25 protein-coding genes and 1 pseudogene are annotated in these 23457 nt (G+C 61.6%); 6 read left to right on the top strand and 20 right to left on the bottom strand.

Annotated features, from left to right (window positions below; genetic code table 11):
* Positions 1-43: 43 nt before the first annotated feature.
* The 3 genes from CAG25_RS04395 to CAG25_RS04385 all read left to right on the top strand — a co-directional run bounded on the left by CAG25_RS04395 (position 44) and on the right by CAG25_RS04385 (position 2669).
* A complete protein-coding gene (locus CAG25_RS04395) occupies positions 44-841 on the top strand; it encodes a transporter substrate-binding domain-containing protein (protein WP_039772466.1) in 798 nt (265 codons plus the stop codon).
* 141 nt (positions 842-982) lie between these two features.
* A complete protein-coding gene (locus tag CAG25_RS04390) occupies positions 983-1942 on the top strand; it encodes an amino acid ABC transporter permease (protein WP_007952431.1) in 960 nt (319 codons plus the stop codon).
* On the top strand, positions 1935-2669 hold the full coding sequence (locus tag CAG25_RS04385) for an amino acid ABC transporter ATP-binding protein (RefSeq protein WP_085611147.1): 735 nt from the start codon (positions 1935-1937) through the stop codon (positions 2667-2669). Before CAG25_RS04390 ends, CAG25_RS04385 begins: the two co-directional genes overlap by 8 nt.
* A 147-nt stretch (positions 2670-2816) precedes the next feature.
* On the opposite strand, the gene CAG25_RS29035 is transcribed toward CAG25_RS04385, so the two are convergent.
* The 11 genes and pseudogenes from CAG25_RS29035 to ubiE all read right to left on the bottom strand — a co-directional run bounded on the left by CAG25_RS29035 (position 2817) and on the right by ubiE (position 10893).
* Positions 2817-3530 (bottom strand): methyl-accepting chemotaxis protein, encoded by a 714-nt coding sequence (locus CAG25_RS29035; protein ID WP_371857706.1) that lies wholly within the window; start codon positions 3528-3530, stop codon positions 2817-2819.
* 141 nt (positions 3531-3671) lie between these two features.
* Positions 3672-4616, bottom strand: a pseudogene (locus tag CAG25_RS29030) (methyl-accepting chemotaxis protein); the annotation flags it as partial.
* A gap of 207 nt (positions 4617-4823) precedes the next feature.
* A complete protein-coding gene (locus tag CAG25_RS04375) occupies positions 4824-5531 on the bottom strand; it encodes a 16S rRNA (uracil(1498)-N(3))-methyltransferase (RefSeq protein WP_085611145.1) in 708 nt (235 codons plus the stop codon).
* Positions 5528-6316 (bottom strand): twin-arginine translocase subunit TatC, encoded by a 789-nt coding sequence (tatC, locus tag CAG25_RS04370; RefSeq protein ID WP_085611144.1) that lies wholly within the window; start codon positions 6314-6316, stop codon positions 5528-5530. The genes CAG25_RS04375 and tatC overlap by 4 nt, the downstream gene beginning before the upstream one ends.
* On the bottom strand, positions 6313-6777 hold the full coding sequence (gene tatB, locus CAG25_RS04365; RefSeq protein ID WP_085611143.1) for a Sec-independent protein translocase protein TatB: 465 nt from the start codon (positions 6775-6777) through the stop codon (positions 6313-6315). The genes tatC and tatB overlap by 4 nt, the downstream gene beginning before the upstream one ends.
* A gap of 10 nt (positions 6778-6787) precedes the next feature.
* Positions 6788-7066, bottom strand: coding sequence for a twin-arginine translocase TatA/TatE family subunit (locus tag CAG25_RS04360; protein ID WP_007952423.1), 279 nt, complete (start codon positions 7064-7066; stop codon positions 6788-6790).
* A 25-nt stretch (positions 7067-7091) separates the two neighbouring features.
* Positions 7092-7424, bottom strand: coding sequence for a phosphoribosyl-ATP diphosphatase (locus CAG25_RS04355; protein WP_007952422.1), 333 nt, complete (start codon positions 7422-7424; stop codon positions 7092-7094).
* Positions 7417-7818: a phosphoribosyl-AMP cyclohydrolase gene (gene hisI / locus CAG25_RS04350; protein ID WP_007909357.1), complete on the bottom strand. Its 402-nt coding sequence runs from the start codon at positions 7816-7818 to the stop codon at positions 7417-7419. The genes CAG25_RS04355 and hisI overlap by 8 nt, the downstream gene beginning before the upstream one ends.
* 80 nt (positions 7819-7898) lie before the next feature.
* On the bottom strand, positions 7899-9503 hold the full coding sequence (ubiB, locus tag CAG25_RS04345; RefSeq protein WP_085611142.1) for a ubiquinone biosynthesis regulatory protein kinase UbiB: 1605 nt from the start codon (positions 9501-9503) through the stop codon (positions 7899-7901).
* Positions 9500-10123 (bottom strand): SCP2 domain-containing protein, encoded by a 624-nt coding sequence (locus CAG25_RS04340; RefSeq protein ID WP_007952419.1) that lies wholly within the window; start codon positions 10121-10123, stop codon positions 9500-9502. Before CAG25_RS04340 ends, ubiB begins: the two co-directional genes overlap by 4 nt.
* Positions 10123-10893 (bottom strand): bifunctional demethylmenaquinone methyltransferase/2-methoxy-6-polyprenyl-1,4-benzoquinol methylase UbiE, encoded by a 771-nt coding sequence (gene ubiE, locus CAG25_RS04335; RefSeq protein ID WP_007952418.1) that lies wholly within the window; start codon positions 10891-10893, stop codon positions 10123-10125. The genes CAG25_RS04340 and ubiE overlap by 1 nt, the downstream gene beginning before the upstream one ends.
* Before the next feature lie 165 nt (positions 10894-11058).
* Between ubiE and CAG25_RS04330 the strand changes: the two genes are divergently transcribed.
* The 3 genes from CAG25_RS04330 (at position 11059) to CAG25_RS04320 (ending at position 12807) form a co-directional block, all read left to right on the top strand.
* The gene (locus tag CAG25_RS04330; protein WP_007952417.1) at positions 11059-11334 is read left to right on the top strand and encodes a polyhydroxyalkanoic acid system family protein; all 276 of its coding nucleotides are present in this window, start codon (positions 11059-11061) and stop codon (positions 11332-11334) included.
* Between the two features lie 161 nt (positions 11335-11495).
* Complete coding sequence (locus CAG25_RS04325; RefSeq protein ID WP_039772451.1) at positions 11496-11918, top strand: phasin family protein; 423 nt, start codon at positions 11496-11498, stop codon at positions 11916-11918.
* Positions 11919-11928: 10 nt separating this feature from the next.
* Positions 11929-12807 (top strand): phasin family protein, encoded by an 879-nt coding sequence (locus tag CAG25_RS04320; protein ID WP_085611141.1) that lies wholly within the window; start codon positions 11929-11931, stop codon positions 12805-12807.
* 70 nt (positions 12808-12877) lie between these two features.
* Here the strand turns inward: CAG25_RS04320 and CAG25_RS04315 are convergent, their stop codons facing one another.
* The 9 genes from CAG25_RS04315 to argS all read right to left on the bottom strand — a co-directional run bounded on the left by CAG25_RS04315 (position 12878) and on the right by argS (position 23398).
* Positions 12878-13498: a TetR/AcrR family transcriptional regulator gene (locus CAG25_RS04315; RefSeq protein ID WP_007952414.1), complete on the bottom strand. Its 621-nt coding sequence runs from the start codon at positions 13496-13498 to the stop codon at positions 12878-12880.
* Between the two features lie 28 nt (positions 13499-13526).
* Positions 13527-15209, bottom strand: a complete 1683-nt coding sequence (gene phaC / locus CAG25_RS04310) for a class II poly(R)-hydroxyalkanoic acid synthase (RefSeq protein ID WP_064592889.1) — start codon at positions 15207-15209, stop codon at positions 13527-13529.
* Between the two features lie 151 nt (positions 15210-15360).
* Positions 15361-16215, bottom strand: a complete 855-nt coding sequence (gene phaZ / locus CAG25_RS04305) for a poly(3-hydroxyalkanoate) depolymerase (RefSeq protein WP_007952412.1) — start codon at positions 16213-16215, stop codon at positions 15361-15363.
* Between the two features lie 155 nt (positions 16216-16370).
* A complete protein-coding gene (phaC, locus tag CAG25_RS04300; protein WP_039772445.1) occupies positions 16371-18050 on the bottom strand; it encodes a class II poly(R)-hydroxyalkanoic acid synthase in 1680 nt (559 codons plus the stop codon).
* A 258-nt stretch (positions 18051-18308) separates the two neighbouring features.
* Positions 18309-18686: a gamma-butyrobetaine hydroxylase-like domain-containing protein gene (locus tag CAG25_RS04295; protein WP_085611140.1), complete on the bottom strand. Its 378-nt coding sequence runs from the start codon at positions 18684-18686 to the stop codon at positions 18309-18311.
* Positions 18687-18762: 76 nt separating this feature from the next.
* Positions 18763-20100, bottom strand: a complete 1338-nt coding sequence (hslU, locus tag CAG25_RS04290; RefSeq protein ID WP_039772441.1) for an ATP-dependent protease ATPase subunit HslU — start codon at positions 20098-20100, stop codon at positions 18763-18765.
* Positions 20101-20155: 55 nt separating this feature from the next.
* Entirely contained in the window at positions 20156-20686 is a 531-nt protein-coding gene (hslV, locus tag CAG25_RS04285; protein ID WP_003196958.1) for an ATP-dependent protease subunit HslV, read from the bottom strand.
* Positions 20687-20943: 257 nt separating this feature from the next.
* On the bottom strand, positions 20944-21660 hold the full coding sequence (locus CAG25_RS04275; RefSeq protein ID WP_039772438.1) for an SPOR domain-containing protein: 717 nt from the start codon (positions 21658-21660) through the stop codon (positions 20944-20946).
* A gap of 1 nt (position 21661) precedes the next feature.
* Complete coding sequence (argS, locus tag CAG25_RS04270; RefSeq protein WP_085611138.1) at positions 21662-23398, bottom strand: arginine--tRNA ligase; 1737 nt, start codon at positions 23396-23398, stop codon at positions 21662-21664.
* Positions 23399-23457 lie beyond the last annotated feature (59 nt).

Here is a 23457-nt window from a genome sequence, read left to right as displayed (position 1 = left end):
GTCGGTTTTCGCGCCGCAAACGCAATGTTTTGGGGACTTGAAGATGAAGAAGTATCTGTCGATGCTGCTGGTCGGCGTCACGGCACTGGTTGCAGTCAATGCGGCGCAGGCCGGCGCGATCGACGACGCGGTCAAGCGTGGCTCGTTGAAGGTCGGCATGGATCCGACCTACATGCCATTCGAAATGACCAACAAGCGCGGTGAAATCATCGGTTTCGAAGTCGACATCCTCAAAGCCATGACCAAGGCCATGGGCGTCAAGCTGGAACTGGTCTCCACCGGTTACGACGGGATCATCCCGGCGTTGATGACCGACAAGTTCGACATGATCGGCAGCGGCATGACCCTGACCCAGGAACGCAACCTGCGCCTGAACTTCAGCGAACCGTTCATCGTGGTCGGCCAGACCCTGCTGATCCGCAAGGAGCTGGAAGGCACCATCAAGTCCTATAAAGACCTGAACACCGCCGACTACCGCATCACCTCCAAGCTCGGCACCACCGGCGAGATGGTCGCCAAGAAGCTGATCTCCAAAGCCAAGTACCACGGCTACGACAACGAGCAGGAAGCCGTGCTCGATGTGGTCAACGGCAAGGCTGACGCCTTCATCTACGACGCGCCGTACAACGTGGTCGCGGTGAACAAGGTCGGCGCCGGCAAACTGGTGTTCCTCGACAAGCCGTTCACCTACGAGCCGCTGGCCTTCGGTCTGAAGAAGGGTGACTACGACAGCATCAACTTCATCAACAACTTCCTGCACCAGATCCACGAAGACGGCACCTACGATCGCATCCATGACAAGTGGTTCAAGAGCACCGAGTGGCTCAAGGACATGGAATAACACTGGGTCAGTTAGACCGAGTTACCCCATTCGCGAGCAAGCCCGCTCCCACAGAGATTGTGTGAACACCACAAATCCACTGTGGGAGCGGGCTTGCTCGCGAAGAGGGCCTCCAGAGCAACACAGAATCCGGAACCTGTAATGAAACAGAAAAAAGCCCAATGGCCCTGGCACGTTCTGACCGTGCTGGTGCTGGTCGGCCTGGCCGGCGCGCTGTATTACGCCACGTCGCTGATGTCCTACGAATGGCGCTGGAACCGTGTGCCGCAGTACTTCGCTTATCAGGCCGAGGAAACCCAGCGCGCGACCGATATTTCCACCGTCAGCGAACTGGTGCGCAAGGGCGGCAGCGCGCAGGTCACCCTGCGCAACGATGCCGGTGACGAGCAGCACCTGACCGTCGACGAAAACAGCCTGCAATTCGCTCAGGGCGACGATGTGGCCGAAGGCGACGTCGTGGGCGTGACGCGGCATTGGGCGGCGGGTCCGCTGTTGTGGGGGCTGTGGACCACGCTTTGGCTGTCGGTGGTGTCCGGCGTGCTGGGTCTGCTGATCGGTCTGGCCACCGGGCTGTGCCGGCTGTCGAGCAACCCGACCCTGCGCGACCTGTCGACGATCTATGTCGAACTGGTGCGCGGCACGCCGCTGCTGGTGCAGATCTTCATTTTCTATTTCTTCATCGGCACGGTGATGAACCTGTCCCGGGAGTTCGCCGGGATTGCCGCGCTGTCGCTGTTCACCGGCGCCTACGTGGCGGAAATCATCCGTTCCGGTGTGCAGTCGATTGCCCGCGGCCAGAACGAAGCGGCGCGTTCGCTGGGTCTGAGTGCCGGCCAGTCGATGCGTCATGTGGTGCTGCCGCAGGCATTCAAGCGCGTGCTGCCACCGCTGGCCGGGCAGTTCATCAGTCTGGTCAAAGACACCTCGCTGGTGTCGGTGATCGCCATCACCGAGCTGCTGAAAAGCGGCCGGGAAGTCATCACCACGTCGTTCTCGCCGTTCGAGATCCTGTTCTGCGTCGCCGGCCTGTACCTGTTGATCAACCTGCCGCTGTCGAAAATCGCCAGCCGGCTTGAGCGGAGGCTCGCGCAAAGTGATTGAAGTTCGCGATCTGGTAAAAGTCTTCGACACCCGTGGGCAAGTGGTGCGCGCGGTGGATAACGTCAGCACGTCCGTGGCCAAGGGCGAAGTGCTGGTAGTGATCGGCCCGTCCGGTTCCGGCAAGTCGACCTTCCTGCGTTGCCTCAATGGTCTGGAAGAATTCGATTCGGGTTCGGTGAGCATCGACGGCCTGCAACTGGCTGACCCGAAAACCGACGTCAACGCCTACCGCCGCGAAGTCGGCATGGTGTTCCAGCATTTCAATCTGTTCCCGCACATGACCGTGCTGGAAAACCTGTGCCTGGCACAGAAAGTCGTGCGCAAGCGCGGCCAGAAGGAAAGCGAGGCCAAGGCTTTGGCATTGCTGGAGAAGGTCGGGATTGCCCAGAAGGCCCGCGAATATCCGTCGCGCCTGTCCGGCGGTCAGCAGCAGCGCGTAGCGATTGCCCGGGCGCTGGCGATGGACCCCAAGGTCATGCTGTTCGACGAGCCGACCTCGGCCCTCGACCCGGAAATGGTCGGCGAAGTGCTGGACGTGATGAAAAACCTGGCCGTGGAAGGCATGACCATGGTCTGCGTGACCCACGAAATGGGTTTTGCCCGGGAAGTGGCGGATCGGGTGCTGTTCTTCGATCACGGTAAGTTGCTGGAAGATGCGTCGCCGGCGGCGTTCTTTGATGCGCCGAAGGATCCACGGGCTCAGGCGTTCCTGCGGCAAGTCCTGTAACTGCGGCGTCTCCCGGGACGCCTTCGCGAGCAGGCTCGCTCCCACATTGGACCGCGTCCGCTCGGACAACTCGGTCGACTGTGGGAGCGAGCCTGCTCGCGAATGGCCTCACCTCGGTTCACAGTGAACCGAGGCCAATGAATCACTTCAAACCTTGAACCGGCCCACCAGCGTTTGCAGGTGAGTGCCCAAACGCGCCAGTTCGACGCTGGAGGCCGCCGTCTCTTCACTGGCCGCCGAGGTCTGGTCCGAGACATCCCGCACGTTCAGCACGCTGCGGTTGATCTCTTCAGCCACGGCGCTCTGTTGCTCGGCCGCTGCGGCGATCTGCTGGTTCATCGCCTGAATCGCCGAAACGGTGCGAGTGATGCTCTCCAGCGAGCCACCGGCACGCCGGGTCAGCTCGACACTGCTGTCGGTCAAGGTGCGGCTGTTGTCCATGATCGTCGCCACTTGCTGGGTGCCGTTCTGCAGGCCGACGATCAGCTCTTCGATCTCTTCGGTGGACTTCTGAGTGCGCTGGGCCAGGCTGCGGACTTCGTCGGCAACCACCGCAAAGCCGCGACCGGCTTCACCGGCACGGGCGGCTTCGATGGCGGCGTTGAGGGCCAGCAGGTTGGTTTGCTGGGCCACGGACTTGATCACGTCGAGCACGCTGCCGATCTTGTCGCTTTCGCGCTTGAGCTCGCCCATGGCCTCGGTGGAATGGCCGACTTCGGCGGCCAGACGTTCGATCTGGGCGATGGCCTCGCCAACCACCTTGTCACCTTCACGGGCCTGCTGGTCGGCGGCGACCGCTGCTTCCGAAGCTTCCTCGGCGTTACGCGCGACTTCCTGCACGGTGGCGGCCATTTCGTTCATGGCGGTGGCGACCTGGTCGGTCTCGATTTTCTGATTGTTGACCCCGGCGCTGGTCTGCTCGGTCACCGCGGACAACTCTTCGGCAGCGCTGGCGATCTGGGTCACGCCGTCGCTGATGCCGCCGATCAATTCGCGCAGGCCCTGGGTCATGCTCTGCATCGAGCGCTGCAATTGACCGAGTTCATCACGGCGCAGGGACGCCAGATTGTGGGTCAGGTCACCGGCGGCCACGCGTTCGGCGACTTTCAGGGTCTGCTCCAGCGGAATGATGATCTGCCGGGTGATCGCCCAGGCCGCGAGCAGACCGAAGGCCAGGGCCAGCAGGGTGGCGATCATCAGCATGTTTTTGGCGTGCGCGGCATCGGTGTCGCGGACGATGGTCTGGGATTCGGTGAGTTTCTTGCTGACGTCGAGCAGGATGTCGCCCTGGGCCGACATGCGAGCCAGCGCCTTGGCGTTGTTCACCTGGGAGTCGCGGAACTGGCTGACGGCGGCGCGATAAGCCTTCAGCGATTCGGTGGCCTGTTGCAGGTTGGCGATGTGTTGCTCGGGCAGTTTGCTCGGCAGGCTTTCCAGATTGTTCAGGGCGGCGGCGATGGCATCCAGCGCCGGTTGTTCGGCTTCGGCCTTGCCGCTGTAGGTGTAGCCGCGCACCTGATAGCGCGCCTGCTGCAGCAGTTTGCTCAGCTCGATCACGCTGTTGAATTGCGCGACGCTGTCGCCTTGCAGCAGGGATTTCTCGACTTCGCTGACCTTGGCCACCGCGTTATCGGCGCTGGCGCCGAGTTTGCTGCGAGCGTCTTCACGCTGCACGGTGGCCTGGGTCATGTCGCCAAAGGCGCGTTTGTACTCGGCAACCGCCGCCAGTTGCTGATCGATCATGGCCACGTCGGACGGTTGCTCGATCATGCCGCGGGCGCTTTGCAGGCCGGCGTCGAGTTTGCCGAGCAGGTCGTTGACCGCGCCGGGGCCCTGTTCGCCACGGCGGGCTTCATAGTCCAGACGCGCCAGACGCAGGTCCTTGGTCAGCTCGTTGAGGCTGGAGATGAAGCCGAGCTTGTCGCCCCGGCTGATGATCCCGCTCATTCCGGTCCAGCCGGTGAAGGTGATCAACAGGGTCAGCAGCAGCACCAGGCCGAAACCGATTCCAAGCTTACGTTTGACGCTGACGTTTCCAAGACTCTCGGCTAACCAACGGTACATGCGACGACTCCCTCGGACCACTAATTGGACTTATGGGGAGGGTATCGGCCGCATGATGGCAATCTGTAACGCCTTTTGTCCGGAGAGACTTCAGAACAGCCGGGCGAGCAGCGCGGTGACTGCGGTTTCGACCCGCAGGATTCGCTCGCCCAGTTGCACCGGTTGCAGCCCGGCCTTGGCCAACAGATCGATTTCGTAGGGAATCCAGCCACCCTCGGGGCCGATGGCCAGGGTTACCGGTTCGCTGAGGGCGCGGGGGCAGGGCGGGAAGTTGCCCGGATGACCGACCAGACCGAGGGTGCCGTCGGTGATGGCCGGCAGGCGATCTTCGACGAACGGCTTGAAGCGCTTCTCGATGATGATCTCCGGCAACACCGTATCCCGAGCCTGTTCGAGGCCGAGGATCAGTTGTTCGCGAATCGCTTCCGGCTCCAGGAACGGCGTTTGCCAGAAGCTTTTCTCGACCCGGTAGCTGTTGACCAGAATCACCTTCGACACGCCCATGGTCGCCACGGTCTGGAACACCCGGCGCAGCATCTTCGGGCGGGGCAGGGCGAGTACCAGGGTCAGCGGCAGTTTGGCCGGCGGCGGTTGATCGAGGGTGACCCGCAGCTCGGCTTCGCCCGCGTCAAGGCGCAAAAGCTCGGCCGAGCCCATCAGCCCGCCAGTGCGCCCGACCCGCAGGCTGTCGCCGACTTCCGAGCGGTGGACTTCCTGCATGTGGGTCAGGCGCCGATCACGCAGCACGACGCGGTCGGCCGCAATGAAGTCGGCCTCTTCGAGCAGCAGCAGGTTCATGGCTGAGTCGCTGGCGGCTGGTCGTTGTGATCGTCGGCGGTTTCTTCCGGGCGTTCGCGCTTGCTGACCAGACTGCCGAACAGGATGCCGACTTCGAACAGCATCCACATCGGCACGGCCAGCAGGGTCTGGGAGAAGATGTCCGGCGGGGTCAGGATCATGCCGACCACGAAGCAGCCGATGATCACGTACGGACGGATCTTCTTCAGGTATTTGACGTCGACCACGCCGATCCACACCAGCAGCACCACGGCCACCGGGATTTCGAACGCCACGCCGAAGGCGAAGAACAGCGTCATGACGAAATCGAGGTAACTGGTGATGTCGGTCATCATTTCCACACCGGCCGGGGTGGCCGAGGCGAAGAACTTGAAGATCAGCGGGAACACGAAGAAGTAGGCGAACGCCATGCCGGTGTAGAACAGCAGGATGCTGGAGATCAGCAACGGCACTGCGACACGCTTCTCGTGCTTGTACAGGCCCGGTGCGATGAAGCCCCAGATCTGATGCAGGATCACCGGGATCGCCAGGAACAGCGAGACCATCATCGTCAGCTTCAACGGCGTCAGGAACGGCGACGACACGTCGGTGGCAATCATCGTCGCGCCCACCGGCAGGTATTCGCGCAGCGGCGTCGAAACGAAGGTGTAGATCTGCTGGGTAAAGGCAAACAGCCCGGCGAAGATGATGAAGATCGCCGCCACGCAACGCAGCAGGCGGGTGCGCAACTCGGTGAGGTGCGAAACCAGCGGCATGTGCTGGTCGTTTTCGGGGAGATCGCTCATGGGGCTCGCGGCGGCAATGTTGGGTCGTGAGGGGCCGGCGTTGTTGGCGCGGCAGCTGGAGCAATGGGTTCGACAGGCTTCATGATCGGCGCAGTTTCAGCGGCTGCGGCAGAGACGTGCTCGACGCTCGCCGTCGGCGCATGAATTGTTTGTTCCACAACCGGAGGCACTGGCGTCTGATCTGCCACCGGCTGTACCGGCGTCGGCTCCTGCTGAACCGGCGTGAAAATCTTCCGCGCCTCCTGTTCCAGCGACAGGATGTGCTCGTTGTGCAGTTGCCGACGGATTTCGTCGGCACCGATTTCACGCTCAACTTCCTGTTTGATCGCGTTGAAGCTGCGCTTCAGCCGTCCGACCCACAGGCCGGCGGTGCGTGCAGCGCCCGGCAGACGCTCGGGGCCCAGCACCAGCAGGGCGACGAGGCCGACGAGCAGCAGTTCAGAGAAGCTGATACCAAACATTAGTCAGTGCTCACACGTCTTTGCGGATCGGCTCTTCGACTTTCTGCGCCTGCACGTCGATGGTGTGCGGCGGGTTGGCCTGAGCGGTGGCTTGCGGCTGTACCGGCGGTACCGGTTGCGCAGGCGTGACGGTCGGATCGGCCGGTTTTTCGTCGTCGTTCATGGCTTTACGGAAGCCCTTGATCGACTCGCCAACGTCGGTGCCGAGGTTCTTCAGTTTCTTGGTACCGAACACCAGTACCACGACCACCAGGATGACGATCCAGTGTTTCCAGTCAAAAATGCCCATGTTGCTGTTCCTCTTTTGAAGTTGTTCAGGCGGACGGGCGCGAGGCTTTCTCGACGTGTCCGGACAGGCCGAAACGGCGATCCAGTTCATCCAGCACCGCCTGCGGATGCTGCCCCAGCTGGGCAAGCATGACCATGCTGTGGAACCACAGGTCGGCGGTCTCGTAGATCACGTCGCTGCAGTCGCCGCTGACGGCGGCGTCCTTGGCGGCAATGATCGTTTCGACCGATTCTTCGCCGACCTTTTCCAGAATCTTGTTCAAGCCCTTGTGATACAGACTAGCCACATACGAACTGTCGGCAGCAGCGCCCTTGCGCTCTTCCAGCACCTGAGCGAGGCGGGTCAGGGTGTCACTCATGTTTGTGTCCTGCGGAGTAAATAGCGTGCGGGTCTTTCAGGACCGGGTCGACCGTTTTCCAGTCGCCGTTTTCGAAGACGCGGTAGAAGCAGCTTTGACGGCCGGTATGGCAAGCGATGTCGCCGATCTGTTCGACCATCAGGATGATGACGTCGGCGTCGCAGTCCAGACGCATTTCATGCAGCGTCTGTACGTGGCCGGACTCTTCGCCCTTGCGCCACAGCTTGCCACGGGAACGTGACCAATAGATGGCACGGTTTTCCGCCGCGGTCAGCTCCAGGGCTTCGCGGTTCATCCAGGCCATCATCAATACGCGTCCGGTCTTGTGATCCTGGGCAATCGCCGGCACCAGGCCATCGGCGTCCCACTTGATCTCGTCCAGCCAGTTTTTCATCTTCGACTCCGACAGCGAACCCACACTTCAATAGTCGGGTTCAGGCGTTGAAACAGTGTGCCAGCCGATCACGGAACTGGCTATCGGCGAACGACCAGATACAAGCCGACTGCCACCATGATCCCGGCGGGCCAATGCCCCAGTTCGTGCATCGGGCCCCCGGCGGCGAGGATCGTACCACCCGCCAGATGGGCGCTGCCGAGCAGGCGCAGGAACCAGTCGTCCTTGCGTTTTTTCCACGGTGGCGGCGGGTCGTTGGCGTGGGGCTGGGACATGCGTTCGAGCAGATCGCGGGCCATGTTGGCCAGGTGCGGCAGTTGTTCGAACTGGCTCTGGACGTTGCCGAGCAAGGCTTTCGGGCTGACGCGCTCGCGCATCCAGCGTTCGAGGAACGGCTGCGCGGTGTTCCACAGATCCAGATCCGGGTACAGCTGACGGCCCAGGCCTTCGATGTTCAGCAGGGTCTTTTGCAGCAATACGAGTTGCGGCTGCACTTCCATGTTGAAGCGGCGCGCGGTCTGGAACAGGCGCATCAGCACCTGGCCAAATGAAATATCTTTTAATGGTTTTTCGAAGATCGGCTCGCACACGGTACGGATCGCCGCTTCGAATTCATTCAATTTGGTTTCCGCCGGCACCCAGCCCGAATCGATGTGCAATTGCGCCACGCGGCGGTAGTCGCGCTTGAAGAAGGCGAACAGGTTGCGCGCCAGATAATCCTGGTCTTCCGGGGTCAGGCTGCCGACGATGCCGCAGTCGATCGCGATGTACTGCGGGCTCCACGGGTTGACGGTGCTGACGAAGATGTTGCCCGGGTGCATGTCGGCGTGGAAGAAACTGTCGCGAAACACCTGGGTGAAGAAGATCTCCACGCCGCGTTCGGCGAGCAGCTTCATGTCGGTGCGCTGGTCGGCGAGGGTCGCCAGATCCGTCACCTGAATCCCGTAGATGCGCTCCATCACCAGCACTTTCGGCCGGCACCAGTCCCAATAGACTTGTGGTACATACAACAGCGGCGAGCCTTCGAAGTTGCGCTTCAACTGGCTGGCGTTGGCCGCCTCGCGCAACAGGTCGAGTTCGTCGTAGATGGTTTTTTCGTAGTCGCTGACCACGTCCACCGGGTGCAGCAGACGGGCGTCGGCGGAGACTTTTTCGGCGGCGCGGGCGAGGATGAACAGCCACGCCAGATCCTGGGCGATGATCGGTTTCAGGCCCGGGCGGATCACCTTGACCACCACTTCTTCACCGGTCTTCAGTTGCGCGGCGTGCACCTGCGCCACCGAGGCCGAGGCCAGCGGTTCGACGTCGAAGCGGCTGAACACTTCGCTGATCTTCTTGCCCAGTTGCTCTTCGATCAGTTTGACCGACAGCTGCGAATCGAACGGCGGCACGCGGTCCTGCAACCGCATCAGCTCATCGGCGATGTCTTCCGGCAGCAGGTCGCGGCGGGTCGAAAGGATCTGCCCGAACTTGATGAAGATCGGCCCCAGGTCCTGCAACGCCAGGCGCAGGCGTGCGCCACGGCTCAGGTCCAGCGGCTTGCGCGGGAACCAGCGCCACGGCAGGACGTAGCGCAGCGCCAGCAGGAACCACGGCAAAGGCAGATCGAACAGCAGGTCATCGAGGCGGTAGCGGATCACGACGCGCTGGATGCGCAACAGACGGCGGACGGCGAGCAGCTTCATGCGTTATCGCTTGGGTCGAGGGATCGGGAAAGGCGCTCGAAGCGCGCCTCGAGACGTTCCAGATCGAGTTTGATCCGGTCCAGTTCGCTGAAACGGGCTTCGGCTTCGCGCTGCCCGACGAGGGTGCGCGATTCTTCGGCCAGGTATTCAGCGAGGTTCTGGTTGAGGCTGGCAAATCCTTGTTGATACCAGCGGGCGCGGCTGCGCAGGTGGCCGCCGACCAGTTGCGTGGCGACAGGTCCCAGCCAGCGCGAGAGTTCGTACTCCCAGTCCAGCTCCAGGTCCTGCAGCACGCCCGCCAGCTCCAGCAGCACGCCGCTGTCGCCGTCGAGTTCGACTTCCGGCGCGTGCAGCACCGCCGTCTTGTCCTTGCTCAGGGCCAGTTTCACCAGGCTCGAAGCCGGGGCGCGCAGGGTGCAGTCGACGCCGGTTTCCCAGTGGGACGCCAGCATCAGGCCTTCGTCGCTCGGCAGGATGAACAGTTGCAGCGCCGGGCTGCGGCAATCCACGGCAATCACTTTGCCGGTCAGGTGCGCCAGTCGCGGCAGCGCCGTGCTGTCGAGACGCAGCACGCGGTTCAGGCCGAGTTCGACGCTGGCGAGCAGCCCGGTCAGCAGCATCAGGGCTTGATGCCGCGGTGCAGGGCGACGATGCCTGCGGTCATGTTGTGATAGGTCACGCGGTCGAAACCGGCGTCGACCATCATCGACTTCAGGGTTTCCTGATTCGGGTGCATGCGGATCGATTCGGCCAGGTAACGATAGCTTTCCGAGTCGTTGGTGATCAGCTTGCCCATCAGCGGCATGAAGGCGAACGAGTAGGCGTCGTAGGCCTTGGACATCAGCGCGTTGGTCGGCTTGGAGAATTCCAGCACCAGCAGGCGGCCGCCCGGCTTGAGTACGCGCAGCATCGAACGCAGGGCGTCTTCCTTGTGCGTCACGTTGCGCAGGCCGAAGGCGATGGTCACGCAGTCGAAATGGTTGTCCGGGAACGGCAGCTTTTCAGCGTCGGCCTGGACGAACTCGACGTTGCCCGACACGCCGACATCCAGCAGGCGGTCACGACCGACCTTGAGCATGGATTCGTTGATGTCGGCCAGCACCACCTGACCGGTCGGGCCGACCAGGTGCGAAAATTTCTTGGTCAGGTCGCCCGTGCCGCCGGCGATGTCCAGCACGCGGTTGCCGGCGCGTACGCCAGACAATTCGATCGCGAAACGCTTCCACAGACGGTGCATGCCGCCCGACAGAAGGTCGTTCATCAGGTCGTACTTGGCGGCCACGGAGTGGAACACCTCAGCGACTTTTTCCGCTTTCTGGCTTTCCGGAACGTTTTTGAAGCCGAAGTGAGTGGTGGGTTCGGCATCGCTGCCTTTGCGCTGATCAGTCATATCGCTGTCACCAAAAGAGAATGCGCGACATTCTAATCCCCAAGCCATGCTTTGTCTTGGAATGGCTAAAGGTAAGATGGGCAACCTTCGGGACGATTTGCCGCAGTGGCGGTCAAGATTCGTTGCAGGCATTCATAGCCCCATTCAAAAAGCAGGAGTCATTCAATGGCCCATATCAGTGTTGAGCGTGCCCACAGCCTGGGCAAGGAAGCGGCCCGCGAGAAAGCCGACAAACTGGCGCAGAAACTCTCCGATCAATATGGCCTGGAGCCGCAGTGGTCGGGCGATGTCCTGAACCTCAAGCGTTCGGGCGTGAAGGGCGCGGTGCATGTGGCCGAGGATTCGATCCGGGTCGACGTGGAACTGGGCCTGATGATGTCGGCCATGAGCGGCATGATCAAAGCCGAGATCGAAAAGGCGCTGGATAAAGCGCTGGTCTGATCAGGACAAAACGGGGAGCTTCGGGCTCCCCGTTTTTTTCTCCTGCACCTGCCTTTTATGTCAGTTGTTAGGGTGCCGTTTCTAATTTTTCTCCCTACTTTGTGCCTGAGCCCGACACTCGTCAGGGCAGTTCCTCAAACCTTCTGCGCGTGAGGTGCACCATGGCCAAAGTCATTTTGAAGAAAAAAATCGACGCTTCGACTTCCGCTCTGAGCGACGTCAAATCCTATGCCCGCAAGATCTGGCTGGCAGGCCTGGGTGCCTACACCAAGGTCGGTCAGGAGGGCAGCGAGTACTTTCAGGAGTTGATCAAGGCTGGTCAAACTGTTGAAAAGAAAGGCAAAAAAGCCGTCACCGAAAAACTCGAAGCGGCCAACGCCGAGATTGATGAAGCCAAGAGCGAAGTCAGCTCTTTCAAAGGCCGGGTCGAAGTTCAGCTCGACAAGGTCGAGAAGGCGTTCGACACGCGTGTGGCCAGTGCCTTGAATCGTATCGGCATTCCGTCTAAACATGACGTTGAGACACTCTCTGCTAAGCTCGATGAGCTGACGGCATTGCTCGAACGCGTCGCGCGTAAATCTTAAGGAGAACGGGATGGCTGGTAAAAAGAACACCGATAAAGAAGGCAGCTCGTGGATCGGAAAAGTCGAAGACTATTCCCGCAAGATCTGGCTGGCTGGTTTAGGCGTGTACTCGAAGATCGACACTGACGGCAGCAAGCTCTTCGATACATTGGTCAAAGACGGCGAGAAAGCCGAGAAGCTCACCAAGGCTGCAGTCGGCAAGAAAGTCGATGCTGCCAAGGATTCTGCAAGCTCGGCAAAATCGCGCATCAGCGGCGTGAAAGATCGCGCACTGGGCACCTGGGATCAGCTGGAAGGGGCTTTCGACAAGCGCCTGAACAGTGCGATTTCGCGCCTGGGCGTACCGAGCCGCAACGAGGTGAAGGATCTGCACAAGAAGGTCGATACCCTGACCAGGCAGATCGAAAAACTCACCGGCCTGAAAGCTCAGCCTGTCGCGGCGAAAACCGCAGCAGCCAAGCCTGCGGCCAAAACCGCTGCCAAGCCACTGGCTAAAGCCGCCGCCAAACCGGCCGCAAAACCAGCAGCCAAAACTGCTGCCGCCAAGCCTGCAGCGAAAGCCGCGGCCAAACCGGTTGCTGCCAAGGCCGCCGCCAAGCCGGCTGCAAAATCAGCCGCTAAACCTGCGGCCAAGCCAGCAGCCAAACCAGCAGCGAAAACCGCAGCAGCCAAACCCGCCGCCAAGCCTGCCGCCAAACCGGCTGCGGCGAAAAAGCCTGCAGTGAAAAAACCGGCCGCGCCGAAAGCCGCTGCGCCGAAAGCTGCTGCACCCAAACCGGTGACCACACCGCAAGCACTGGCAAGCACGTCGAACTCCGCCTCGGCTCCAACCCCGGCGCCTGCTCCGACTGCTGCATCGACGCCGTCGACGCCAACCAGTCAGTCCTGATTTTTCAGGGCTCAAAAAAACGCCCGGCCTGTGAAGGTCGGGCGTTTTTGTTTGGGTAAAAGCCGTCGGATTACTCGTGATCTTCGAGGTACTGCAAAGCCATCCTCTCCGTCGCCACCTTCACCGGCGGCAACAGATGCGGCGCCACCAGCATCATGATCTGGTACACCACCAGCCGCACTTCTCCTTCGCGATCAAGAATCCGTTGATAGTCCAGCGAGAACAGCAGCGTCATGGTGATCTGCTCCACCAGTTGCCCCAGCGCCTGGGTGTCGCTGACCAACTGCCCCGACGCCTTCAGCCGCGCCAGCAATGACGCCAGCGTGCGCTTGAGCACGTTGAGAAACTGGCGAATACCCTTGGCCAGTTTCGGCAGGCGGCCGGCCAGGTTCGACAGGTCCTGGAACAGGAAGCGGTACTGCGCCAGCCGTTCGACGATCAGGTGCAGGAACAGCCAGTAATCCTCCGGCGCCAGTTCGACATCGGCGGGCGGGTCGAGCAGCGGGGCGAGGTCGTTCTGGAAGCGCTCGAACAGTCCGAGAATCAGCGGTTCCTTGCCGTGGAAGTGGTAGTAAAGGTTGCCGGGGCTGATCCCCATTTCATTGGCAACCTCCATGGTGGAGACGTTCGGCTCGCCCTTTTCATTGAACAACTGCAGGGCACATTCGAGGATCCGTTCGCTTGTTTTCATCCAGTCTTCTTAAAAGGGCTTGAGTCAGTCAGCGCACACGCACATAGGTGCCGGGTGCCGCTTCCATCGGTGGATAATTGGCGTTGCCGAGGGTCATCTGGGTTTCGTGCAGGGTGCCGGAGCGCTGCTGCACCCACTCCAGCCATTGTGGCCACCAACTGCCGTCGACTTTCTTGGCGTCGTAGTACCAGGCGCGCGGATCGCCGCTGAGCTTTCCGTTCTCGACGTAATGGGCTTTCGGGTTGCCCGGCGGGTTGAGGATGCTCTGCACGTGGCCGCTGTTGGACAGCACGAAGCGCCGCTCGCCGCCCAGCAACAGCGTCGAGCGATACACCGCGTCCCACGGCGTGATGTGGTCATTCATGCCGGCCACGCTGAAGCTGTCGACCGTGACCTTCTGCAGATCGATCGGCGTGCCGCACACCTCCAGGCCACCCGGATGGGTCAGCGGGTTGTGCTTGAAGAAGTCCAGAATGTCGCCGTGAAACGCGGCGGGCAGGCGGGTGCTGTCGTTGTTCCAGTAGAGGATGTCGAACGCCGGCGGCTCCTTGCCCAGCAGGTAGTTGTTGACGAAATAACTCCAGATCAGATCGTTGGGGCGCATCCAGGCGAACACCTTGGCCATGTCGCGACCGTCCAGCACGCCTTTCTGATAGGAGCGCCGCTTGGCCGCTTCGAGCGTTTGCTCATCGGCGAACAGGGTGGCCGGGGTGTTCATTTCACTGTCGAGCAGGCTCACCAGATAGGTGGCGCTGGAGACCCGCCGCAACTGCCGCTTGGCCTGCAGATGCCCTTGCAGCGCGGCGATGGTCAGCCCGCCGGCGCAGGCGCCCATCAGGTTGACCTCACGGGCGCCGGTGATCGCCCGGCAGATGTTCATCGCTTCTTCCACGGCTTCGACGTAGGTCGACAGGCCCCATTCGCGATGCCGCACATCCGGGTTGCGCCAGCTGATCATGAAGGTCTGCAAGCCGTTCTTCAGGGCGAACTGGACGAAGCTGTTGCTCGGGCTGAGGTCGAAAATGTAGTACTTGTTGATTTGCGGCGGCACCACCAGCAGCGGTTTCGAATACTGTTTTTCGCTCATCGGCCGGTACTGGATCAGCTCGAGCATTTCGTTGCGAAACACCACTGACCCTGTGGTGGTGGCGACGGTCTTGCCGACTTCGAAAGCCTGTTTGGTGACCTGGCGTGGCAGGCCGTCGTTGTGCAGCAGGTCGTCGATCAGATGGCTGAGACCGCGCACCAGACTATGGCCGCCGGAGTTGAACAGCTCCTTCACAGCCAGCGGATTAAGCAGTGTGTTGGAAGGCGCCACGGCGTCGTTGAGCAGGGTGAAGGCGAAGTGTGCGCGGGCGCGGTCATCGTCGCTCATGCTGCTCTCGTCGATCCAGCTCTTGACCTGTTTCTGCCAGGCCAGATAAGCCTGCAGGCTGCGCCGATAGAACGGGTTCAGGCTCCACGCCGGATCGGCGAAGCGGCTGTCCTGCGGATTGGTCGGGTGCAGAGTTTCGCCGAGCAGCACGCGTCCGAGCGCGCCCCCCAGCTTCAAGGCGTGTTTTGCACTGTGGATCGGATTGCGCAGGCCGTGGGCCGCGACGCTGCGCAAGGTCGAGATCAGGTCCCGGCCGCGCAGACCGGTCATGGCACTCTGTGCATTGATGAACACGGCGGGGCTGGGCACGACGCCCGTCGCTGGTTTGTCACGCATGACTCAACACTCCTTCGTCTTCAGGCCAAAAACAAACACACCGAACCAGAACACCATAGACGCTGTTGCGGGTTGTTGCCTGCGTGGCTTCCTGCCACGCACCTGTGCGGACACGTTGCAAGACGCTGTCCAGAAATCCGTGCCAGGACGGTTATCCGCCCAGCGGTGTCGGGTGCGGATGCATCACCGCACGCTGACGTTCCTCCTGGAGGAATTTCATGATGATCGGCGCCACCGCCTCGGCCCGGGTAATCAGGAACAGATGCCCGTCGTCGATGATGTGCAGCTGCGCGTTGGGGATTCGCCAGGCGAGCATGCGCATGTTGATCAGCGGGATCAGCGGATCGTCATCACCGGCCAGCACCAGCGTCGGCTGATGGATCTTGTGCAGCCAGTGAATGCTGGTCCAGCCCAGGCCCGCGAACAGTTGCCAGTAGTAGCCGAGTTTGCCCGCCGAACGCACCTTGGCCGCATGGCTGGCGGCGAGTGTCGGGTCGCGGCGGAACGAGCCGCCGTAGATCATCGGGGCGATGCGGATCACATGGGACGGCTGGATGTAGCGCCGTGGGCTGGCCATCATCCACAGCACCTTCGGCTTGCCCGGCACCATCACCGCACCGGCGGCGGTCGCCGCCAGCACCAGCTTCTTGCAGCGCTCGGGATAGTCGTAGGCGAACTGCTGCGCCAGCGCGCCACCCCAGGACACGCCGATCACGTTGACCTGTCCGTAGTCGAGGTAATCGAGCATCCGCGCGGTGAGCTTCGCCAGCCCGGGAAAGCGATACGGACGGCTCGGCGTCGAGGAACCACCGACACCGGGCACGTCGAAGGCGATCACTTCCAGGTCCGGATCCAGCGCCGCGACAAAAGGAAACACCAGCTCCAGGTTGGCGCCGATGCCGTTGAATATCAGCAAGGGCGTCAAGTGAGGCTTGCCGGGGCGGACCGCCGTGCGGATGGTCTGGCCATCCAGCTCGACGGTTCGAAAGATGAACGGGTGCGGCATGCTTCAAGGCCCTGTGGGTCAATCTCAATGTCACCTCGTACCCTTTGTGGGAGCGGGCTTGCTCGCGAAGGCGTCGTGTCAGTCGCCATTGATGTTGGCTGATCAACCGCTTTCGCGAGCAAGCCCGCTCCCACAGGGGGAATGAGGTGTGTCGGTTACCGCTCGTGAACGTAAGTGCCCGGTGAAGCTTCGCCTGCCGGATACGCTTTGTTGCCCAGCTTGGTCGGCGCCTTTTTCAGCTCGCCCGACCGCGCGGCCTGCCACGCCTGCCAGTACAGCCACCAGGAGTCGGCGTGCTTGGTCGAATTTTCCTGCCAGTCATCGGCATTGGCGGTCATTTCGTCGCTGGTCATGTAGCGCGACTTCGGGTTGCCCGGCGGGTTCAGGATGCTCTGGATATGCCCGCTGCTGGACAGCACGAATTCGACCTTGCCACCGAACAGCTGCGCCGACTTGTAGCAGGACTTCCACGGCGTGATGTGGTCGTTGGTGCCGGCCAGCGAGAAGATGTCGGCGGTCACCTGCTTGAGGTCGATCGGCGTGCCGCACACTTCCAGTGCATTGGGGCGGATCAGTGGGTTGTTTTTGAACATCTCGATCAGGTCGCCGTGGAACGCGGCCGGCAGTCGAGTCGTATCGTTGTTCCAGAACAGGATGTCGAACACCGGCGGTTCGTTGCCGAGCAGGTAGTTGTTGACCCAGTAGTTCCAGATCAGGTCATTCGGGCGCATCCAGGCGAAGACCTTGGCCATGTCTTTGCCTTCGAGCACGCCGGCCTGATACGAATGGCGCTTGGCGGTCTCCAGTGTCTGCTCGTCGACGAACAGGGCGACGTCGCTGTCCAGCGTTGTATCGAGCACGCTGACCAGCAGGGTCAGGGCGTTGACCTTGTTCTCGCCGATCGCCGCGTAGTGGCCGAGCAGGGCGGTGCAGGTGATGCCGCCGGAGCAGGCGCCGAGCATGTTGACGTCCTTGCTGCCGGTGATCGCAGTGACCACGTCGACCGCTTCCTTCAGGGCTTCGATGTAGGTCGAGAGTCCCCACTCGCGCTGTTCCTTGGTCGGGTTGCGCCAGCTGACGATGAAGGTCTGCACATTGTTGCGCAGGCAAAAACGCGCCAGGCTCTTGTCCGGGCTCAGGTCGAATACATAGAACTTGTTGATCTGCGGCGGCACCACCAGCAGCGGGCGCTCGTGCACTTGCTCGGTGATCGGCTTGTACTGGATCAGCTCCAGCACGTCGTTGCGAAACACCACCGCGCCTTCGGTCACGCCCAGGCTCTTGCCGACCTCGAACGCGCCCATGTTGACCTGGCTCGGCATGCCGCCGTTGTGCACCAGATCCTTGGCCAGGTGCGAGAGGCCGTCGAGCAGGCTCTTGCCACCGGTCTCGAAGAAGCGTTTGACCGCCGCCGGGTTGGCCGCCGTGTTGGTCGGCGCCATGGCCTCGGTCATCAGGTTGATCACGAAGTGGCCGCGCGCGATGTCCTTGGGCGAGAGGCTGCTGTCGTCGATCCAGGCATGGAGTTCCTTGCGCCATGCCAGGTAGGTTTGCAGATAACGTTTGTACAGCGGGTTCTGACTCCACGCCGGATCGACGAAGCGACGGTCATCGCCAGCCGGTTGCAGATCGGATTTGCCGAACAGCACGTTCTTCAGTTCAAGGCCGAACTGGGTGACGTGTTTGACACTATGGATCGGTTGTTTGATGGCCTGGGTCAGCACCATTCGAGCAGAGGCCAGCAGATCCTTTCCGCGTAGCCCAACGACAGGATTCAGCCCCAGGGTGTTCTCCGAGGCCTGGTACTTCAAATCATCGTTATTCTTGTTACTCATCTACGACGCTCCATTGTCCTGAGACGAGTACCCGGTTTTCTGCTGTGCAGTTCCACAGCCAATGCCAGGTACTACTGCTCGGGTGACCGTTGATTCTGCATAGCTGCTTTACAGTCGTAGAGCATTGCAGGGAACTTGCCAGTTCCATTGGTTACCCGAGAATGATTTTTTTCGCAAGCAGCCGATCCCGGGCCGCTTTAGCGGAGCATTCAAACAGATGAATCTAGAAAATGCCCTCTAAACAGTCCGAGGTGCGGACTAGAGCATCAGCTTGACGACGGACTGGTCCGGGTCGCGGGTTTTGCCGGCGGCTTTGAGTTCGGCCAGATAATCCGCCCAGAGTGCGTCATGACGTCGCCCCAGCTCGTAGAGGTAATCCCAGGTGAACAGACCGCTGTCGTGACCGTCGTCGAAGGTCAGTTTCAGTGCGTACTGACCGGCCGGTTCTACCTTGGTCAGGCCGACGTGCAGCTTGCCGAATTGCAGGATCGGTTTGCCGTGGCCCTGGACCTCGGCGGAGGGGGAATGCACGCGCAGGAATTCGGCGGGCAGGGTGTATTCCTCGCCGGTCGCGTATTTGAGCGACAGGGTTTTCGAGGCTTTGTGCAACTTGATGTCGGTGGGGAGTTGGGTCATCGCCGGCGTTCCGTCAGGTGGAAAAAATTGTGGGAGCCGACGGCTCCCACAGTTTCACGACCACTGTAAGTATGGCTTACAGGATATAACGGGACAGGTCTTCGTTCTGCGCCAATTCGCCCAAGTGGCTGTTGACGTATTCGGCGTCGATCTCGATCGCCTTGTCGTCGTGGGCGCTGGCCAGATCGCCGGCACTGAACGACACCTCTTCCAGCAGACGCTCGAGCAGCGTGTGCAGGCGACGGGCACCGATGTTCTCGGTCTTCTCGTTGACCTGCCAGGCGATCTCCGCCAGACGCTTGATGCCTTCCGGCTGGAACTGGATGTTCAGGCCCTCGGTTTTCAGCAGTGCGCAGTACTGCTCGGTGAGCGAGGCGTGCGGTTCGCTGAGGATGCGTTCGAAGTCCTGCGGGCTCAGGGCCTTGAGTTCCACACGGATCGGCAGACGGCCTTGCAGCTCCGGCACCAGATCGCTCGGCTTGCTCAGGTGGAACGCACCGGAGGCGATGAACAGGATGTGGTCGGTCTTGACCATGCCCAGCTTGGTGTTGACGGTGCAGCCTTCGATCAGCGGCAGCAGGTCACGTTGCACGCCTTCGCGGGACACATCAGCGCCGCCGACATTGCCGCGCTTGGCGACCTTGTCGATCTCATCGATGAACACGATGCCGTGCTGCTCGACGGCTTCCAGGGCCTTGGCCTTCAACTCTTCTTCGTTGACCAGGCGACCGGCTTCTTCGTCGCGTACCAGTTTCAGCGCTTCCTTGACCTTGAGCTTGCGGGCCTTCTTCTTGCCCTTGCCCATGTTGGCGAACAGGTTCTGCAACTGGTTGGTCATTTCTTCCATGCCCGGAGGCGTGGCGATTTCGATGCCGGCCATTTCGGCGACCTCGATCTCGATTTCCTTGTCGTCCAACTGACCTTCGCGCAGGCGTTTGCGGAACAGTTGGCGGGTGTTGGAATCCTGGGTCGGCGCTTCTTCGTTGCTGAAGCCCATGCGTGCCGGCGGCAGCAGGGCGTCGAGGATACGGTCCTCGGCGGCGTCTTCGGCGCGGTGGCGAACGCGGGTCATTTCCTGCTCGCGCAGCATCTTGATCGCAGCATCGGCCAGATCACGGATGATCGATTCGACGTCACGGCCGACGTAGCCGACTTCGGTGAACTTGGTCGCTTCGACCTTGATGAACGGCGCGTTGGCCAGTTTGGCCAGGCGACGGGCGATCTCGGTTTTACCGACGCCGGTTGGGCCAATCATCAGAATGTTCTTCGGGGTCACTTCAACGCGCAGCTCTTCAGGCAGCTGCATGCGGCGCCAGCGGTTGCGCAGGGCAATCGCGACAGCGCGCTTGGCATCGTCCTGGCCGATGATGTGGCGGTTGAGTTCGTGGACGATTTCGCGGGGAGTCATGGACATAATAATTGACGGTCCTCAAGCAGAAACAAGCCGTGGCACAGGGGCCGCGTCAGGCTCATTCAGCGAGATCCTGCTCCTCAATGGTCTGGGTGTGGTTGGTGAATACACAGATGTCGCCGGCGATGCCGAGAGCGGTCTCGACGATTTCGCGGGCCGACAGGTCGGTCTTCTTCAGCAGGGCGCTGGCGGCGGCTTGCGCATAGGCGCCACCGGAACCCATGGCGATCAGGCCGTCTTCGGGTTCGACCACGTCACCGTTGCCGGTGATGATCAAGGATGCGTCCTTGTTGGCGACCGCAAGCATCGCTTCGAGGCGGCTCAGGGAGCGGTCGGTGCGCCATTCTTTGGCGAGTTCGACGGCGGCGCGAACCAGGTGACCCTGGTGTTTTTCAAGCTGGCCTTCGAAACGTTCGAACAGGGTAAAGGCGTCGGCGGTGGCACCGGCGAAACCGGCGATGACTTCGCCGTGGTACAGGCGACGAACTTTCTTCGCGTTGCCTTTCATCACGGTGTTGCCGAGAGAAACCTGGCCGTCGCCGCCCATGACGACTTTGCCGTGGCGGCGGACTGAAACGATGGTGGTCAAGGGAAGAGTCTCCACACTGCGGGGCGAAAATGCCTTATGCCCATTCATATGGGGGTGGTGGAGAGGATTTCAACTGCGGGGCGGGAGAGGGGACGAGCGGTGATTTGTGCATGATCGTTCCCACGCAGAACGACATGATCGTTCCCACGCTCCGCGTGGGAACGCCTCAATGGATGCTCCGCGTCCCCGCGGCAAGGGACGCGGAGCGTCCCGGGCTGCATTCCCACGCAGAGCGTGGGAACGATCGGTGAGGAGGATCAACGGCTCTGGCGTTGTTGTAACAGCAGGTTGCTGAAGCCCGCGCCCGCCAGTTGTTTCTGGGCAGTGGTCAGTTGTTCGCGGTTGCTGAACGGGCCGACCAGTACGCGATACCAGGTTTCGTCCTTGACCGTCCCGGATTCAACCGCGACTGCCTGGCCGAGCAGAATGATCTGCGCGCGGACCTTGTCGGCATCCGTCTCTTTGCGGAACGAGCCGGCCTGCAGGAAGAACTTGGTCACCGGTGCAGCCTTGGTCACCGGTGGCGCTGGCGGCGGGGTGATTCCGGCCAGCGCAGCCTGCGCCCGTGCGGTGTCGATCTTCGCCGCTTCGGCCGGGGTCACCGGCGTGGTCGGGATTGCCGGCACCTGTGGCGTCGGCAGGGTTTTCTCCGGCACGGCATCAGGCGGCACGATCACTTCCGATTCCGGCAGCAGGGTGTAGAAGTCGTACTTCGGCTTCACCGGTTGCGTCGGGCTCGGCGGGGTCTTGTTGGCCTCGGCGATCTTGGAGGCTTTCTGTTGCTGCTGTTGCTCGACCTTCTCGCGCTTGACCGTGTCGCTGCCCTTGCCCGGCTCCAGTTTCATCAGGAACACGATGAACGCGCCGACCGTCAGGCCGATGGCCATCCACAGCCAGCCCGGAATCGGCTGCTTCGCTGGAGCTTGGTAACGGCTGGCGCCACGCTTGGGTGCAGGTTTTTTCTTGGCAGCCAACTTACATGCGCTCCAGGGTTTCCAGGCCGAGCAGTTCCAGGCCTTGCTTGAGGGTACGGCCGGTCAGCGCGGCAAGGCGCAGACGGCTTTGCATTTGTGCCGGGGTGTCGGCGGCGAGGATCGGGCAGTTCTCGTAAAAGCTGGAGAACAGGCCGGCCACGTCGTACAGGTAGGTGCAGAGAGTGTGTGGCGTGCCCTTTTCCGCAACGTTGTTCAGCACTTCACCGAACTGCGCCAGTTTCGCCGCCAGTTCCTGTTCGTGCGCCGCTTCGAGGACGATCTGGCCGTCGACTTCGCTGAAATCCTTGCCCAGTTTGCGGAACACGCCGGCCACGCGGGTGTAGGCGTACAGCAGGTACGGCGCGGTGTTGCCTTCGAAGTTGAGCATCAGGTCGAAGTTGAAGCTGTAGTCGCTGGTGCGGTGTTTCGACAGGTCGGCGTATTTCACCGCGCCGATGCCGACTACTTTGGCGATGGCGCGCAGTTCGTCTTCGGCCAGTGTCGGGTTCTTTTCCTTCACCAGGCTGTAGGCACGTTCCTGCGCTTCGGTCAGCAGGTCGATCAGCTTCACGGTGCCGCCGTCACGGGTCTTGAACGGACGGCCGTCGGCGCCGTTCATGGTGCCGAAGCCCATGTGCTCCATTTCCATCGGATGGGTCACGAAACCGGCCTTGCGTGCCACGGCAAACACTTGCTGGAAGTGCAGGGCCTGACGCTGGTCGACGAAGTACAACGCGCGGTCGGCCTTCAGTTTGCCGCTGCGATAGCGCACGGCCGCCAGGTCGGTGGTGGCGTACAGGTAGCCGCCGTCAGCCTTGACGATGATCACCGGCAGCGGCTCGCCTTCGGCGTTCTTGAATTCGTCGAGGAACACGCACTGGGCGCCGTTGCTTTCAACCAGCATGCCGGCGGCTTTCAGGTCGTTGACCACGTTGATCAGGTCGTCGTTGTAGGCGCTTTCGCCCATCACGTCGGCCATGGTCAGTTTGACGTTGAGCAGTTCATAGATCTTCTGGCAGTGCGACAGCGAGATGTCCTTGAACTTGGTCCACAGCGCCAGACATTCAGCGTCGCCGGCCTGCAACTTGACCACCAGACCACGGGCGCGGTCGGCGAATTCCGGGGATTCGTCGAAGCGTTGCTTGGCGGCGCGGTAGAAGTTTTCCAGGTCCGACAGCTCGTCGCTGGTGATCGGGTTTTCCTGCAGGTACGCCATCAGCATGCCGAACTGGGTGCCCCAGTCACCCACATGGTTCTGGCGGATGACATCGTCGCCGAGGAATTCGAGGACTCGGGCCACACCGTCGCCAATGATGGTCGAGCGCAGGTGGCCGACGTGCATCTCTTTGGCCAGGTTCGGCGCCGACAGATCGACCACGGTGCGTTGCGCCGGGCCGGCCTTGCGCACGCCAATGTGATCGTCGGCCAGGGCGGCGTCGAGGCGCGAGGCCAGCGCTTGAGTGTTCTGGAAGAAGTTGATGAAACCGGGGCCGGCGATTTCGGCCTTGGTGACGTTTTCGTCAGCCGGCAGGGCGGCGATGATTTTTTCCGCCAGATCGCGCGGCTTCATGCCCGCAGGCTTGGCCAGCATCATGGCGATGTTGCTGGCAAAGTCGCCGTGGGTCTTGTCCCGGGCGTTTTCCACCTGGATCGCCGGCGTCAGGCCTTCAGGCAACACACCTTCGTTGACGAGTTGGGTGAGGGCTTGTTGGATCAGCTGGCGAATGGTGTCTTTCATGGTCTTCTCTTTCGACCGCAAGCGCGGCGGCGCATCGATGCGCGGGTGGAAAAACTGGG

Origin of the sequence: Pseudomonas sp. B16(2017), from assembly GCF_002113205.1 — a bacterium.
GTDB classification, from domain to species: Bacteria; Pseudomonadota; Gammaproteobacteria; order Pseudomonadales; family Pseudomonadaceae; genus Aquipseudomonas; species Aquipseudomonas pharyngis.
This window is presented reverse-complemented; position numbering and strand designations above follow the sequence as displayed.

What these genes read in the sequence shown, in the direction of transcription:
- CAG25_RS04325 (WP_039772451.1), top strand. Translation starts at nt 11,496, where the DNA reads ATGGCCAAAGTCATTTTGAAGAAAAAAATCGACGCTTCGACTTCCGCT.
- CAG25_RS04295 (WP_085611140.1), bottom strand. Translation starts at nt 18,686, where the DNA reads ATGACCCAACTCCCCACCGACATCAAGTTGCACAAAGCCTCGAAAACC.
- phaC (WP_064592889.1), bottom strand. Translation starts at nt 15,209, where the DNA reads ATGCGTGACAAACCAGCGACGGGCGTCGTGCCCAGCCCCGCCGTGTTC.
- phaZ (WP_007952412.1), bottom strand. Translation starts at nt 16,215, where the DNA reads ATGCCGCACCCGTTCATCTTTCGAACCGTCGAGCTGGATGGCCAGACC.
- hslU (WP_039772441.1), bottom strand. Translation starts at nt 20,100, where the DNA reads ATGTCCATGACTCCCCGCGAAATCGTCCACGAACTCAACCGCCACATC.
- CAG25_RS04355 (WP_007952422.1), bottom strand. Translation starts at nt 7,424, where the DNA reads ATGAGTGACACCCTGACCCGCCTCGCTCAGGTGCTGGAAGAGCGCAAG.
- ubiB (WP_085611142.1), bottom strand. Translation starts at nt 9,503, where the DNA reads ATGAAGCTGCTCGCCGTCCGCCGTCTGTTGCGCATCCAGCGCGTCGTG.
- CAG25_RS04375 (WP_085611145.1), bottom strand. Translation starts at nt 5,531, where the DNA reads ATGAACCTGCTGCTGCTCGAAGAGGCCGACTTCATTGCGGCCGACCGC.
- CAG25_RS04340 (WP_007952419.1), bottom strand. Translation starts at nt 10,123, where the DNA reads ATGCTGCTGACCGGGCTGCTCGCCAGCGTCGAACTCGGCCTGAACCGC.
- CAG25_RS04390 (WP_007952431.1), top strand. Translation starts at nt 983, where the DNA reads ATGAAACAGAAAAAAGCCCAATGGCCCTGGCACGTTCTGACCGTGCTG.
- CAG25_RS04315 (WP_007952414.1), bottom strand. Translation starts at nt 13,498, where the DNA reads ATGAAAACAAGCGAACGGATCCTCGAATGTGCCCTGCAGTTGTTCAAT.
- argS (WP_085611138.1), bottom strand. Translation starts at nt 23,398, where the DNA reads ATGAAAGACACCATTCGCCAGCTGATCCAACAAGCCCTCACCCAACTC.
- ubiE (WP_007952418.1), bottom strand. Translation starts at nt 10,893, where the DNA reads ATGACTGATCAGCGCAAAGGCAGCGATGCCGAACCCACCACTCACTTC.
- CAG25_RS29035 (WP_371857706.1), bottom strand. Translation starts at nt 3,530, where the DNA reads ATGAACGAAATGGCCGCCACCGTGCAGGAAGTCGCGCGTAACGCCGAG.
- phaC (WP_039772445.1), bottom strand. Translation starts at nt 18,050, where the DNA reads ATGAGTAACAAGAATAACGATGATTTGAAGTACCAGGCCTCGGAGAAC.
- CAG25_RS04320 (WP_085611141.1), top strand. Translation starts at nt 11,929, where the DNA reads ATGGCTGGTAAAAAGAACACCGATAAAGAAGGCAGCTCGTGGATCGGA.
- CAG25_RS04360 (WP_007952423.1), bottom strand. Translation starts at nt 7,066, where the DNA reads ATGGGCATTTTTGACTGGAAACACTGGATCGTCATCCTGGTGGTCGTG.
- hisI (WP_007909357.1), bottom strand. Translation starts at nt 7,818, where the DNA reads ATGAAAAACTGGCTGGACGAGATCAAGTGGGACGCCGATGGCCTGGTG.
- CAG25_RS04330 (WP_007952417.1), top strand. Translation starts at nt 11,059, where the DNA reads ATGGCCCATATCAGTGTTGAGCGTGCCCACAGCCTGGGCAAGGAAGCG.
- tatB (WP_085611143.1), bottom strand. Translation starts at nt 6,777, where the DNA reads ATGTTTGGTATCAGCTTCTCTGAACTGCTGCTCGTCGGCCTCGTCGCC.
- CAG25_RS04395 (WP_039772466.1), top strand. Translation starts at nt 44, where the DNA reads ATGAAGAAGTATCTGTCGATGCTGCTGGTCGGCGTCACGGCACTGGTT.
- tatC (WP_085611144.1), bottom strand. Translation starts at nt 6,316, where the DNA reads ATGAGCGATCTCCCCGAAAACGACCAGCACATGCCGCTGGTTTCGCAC.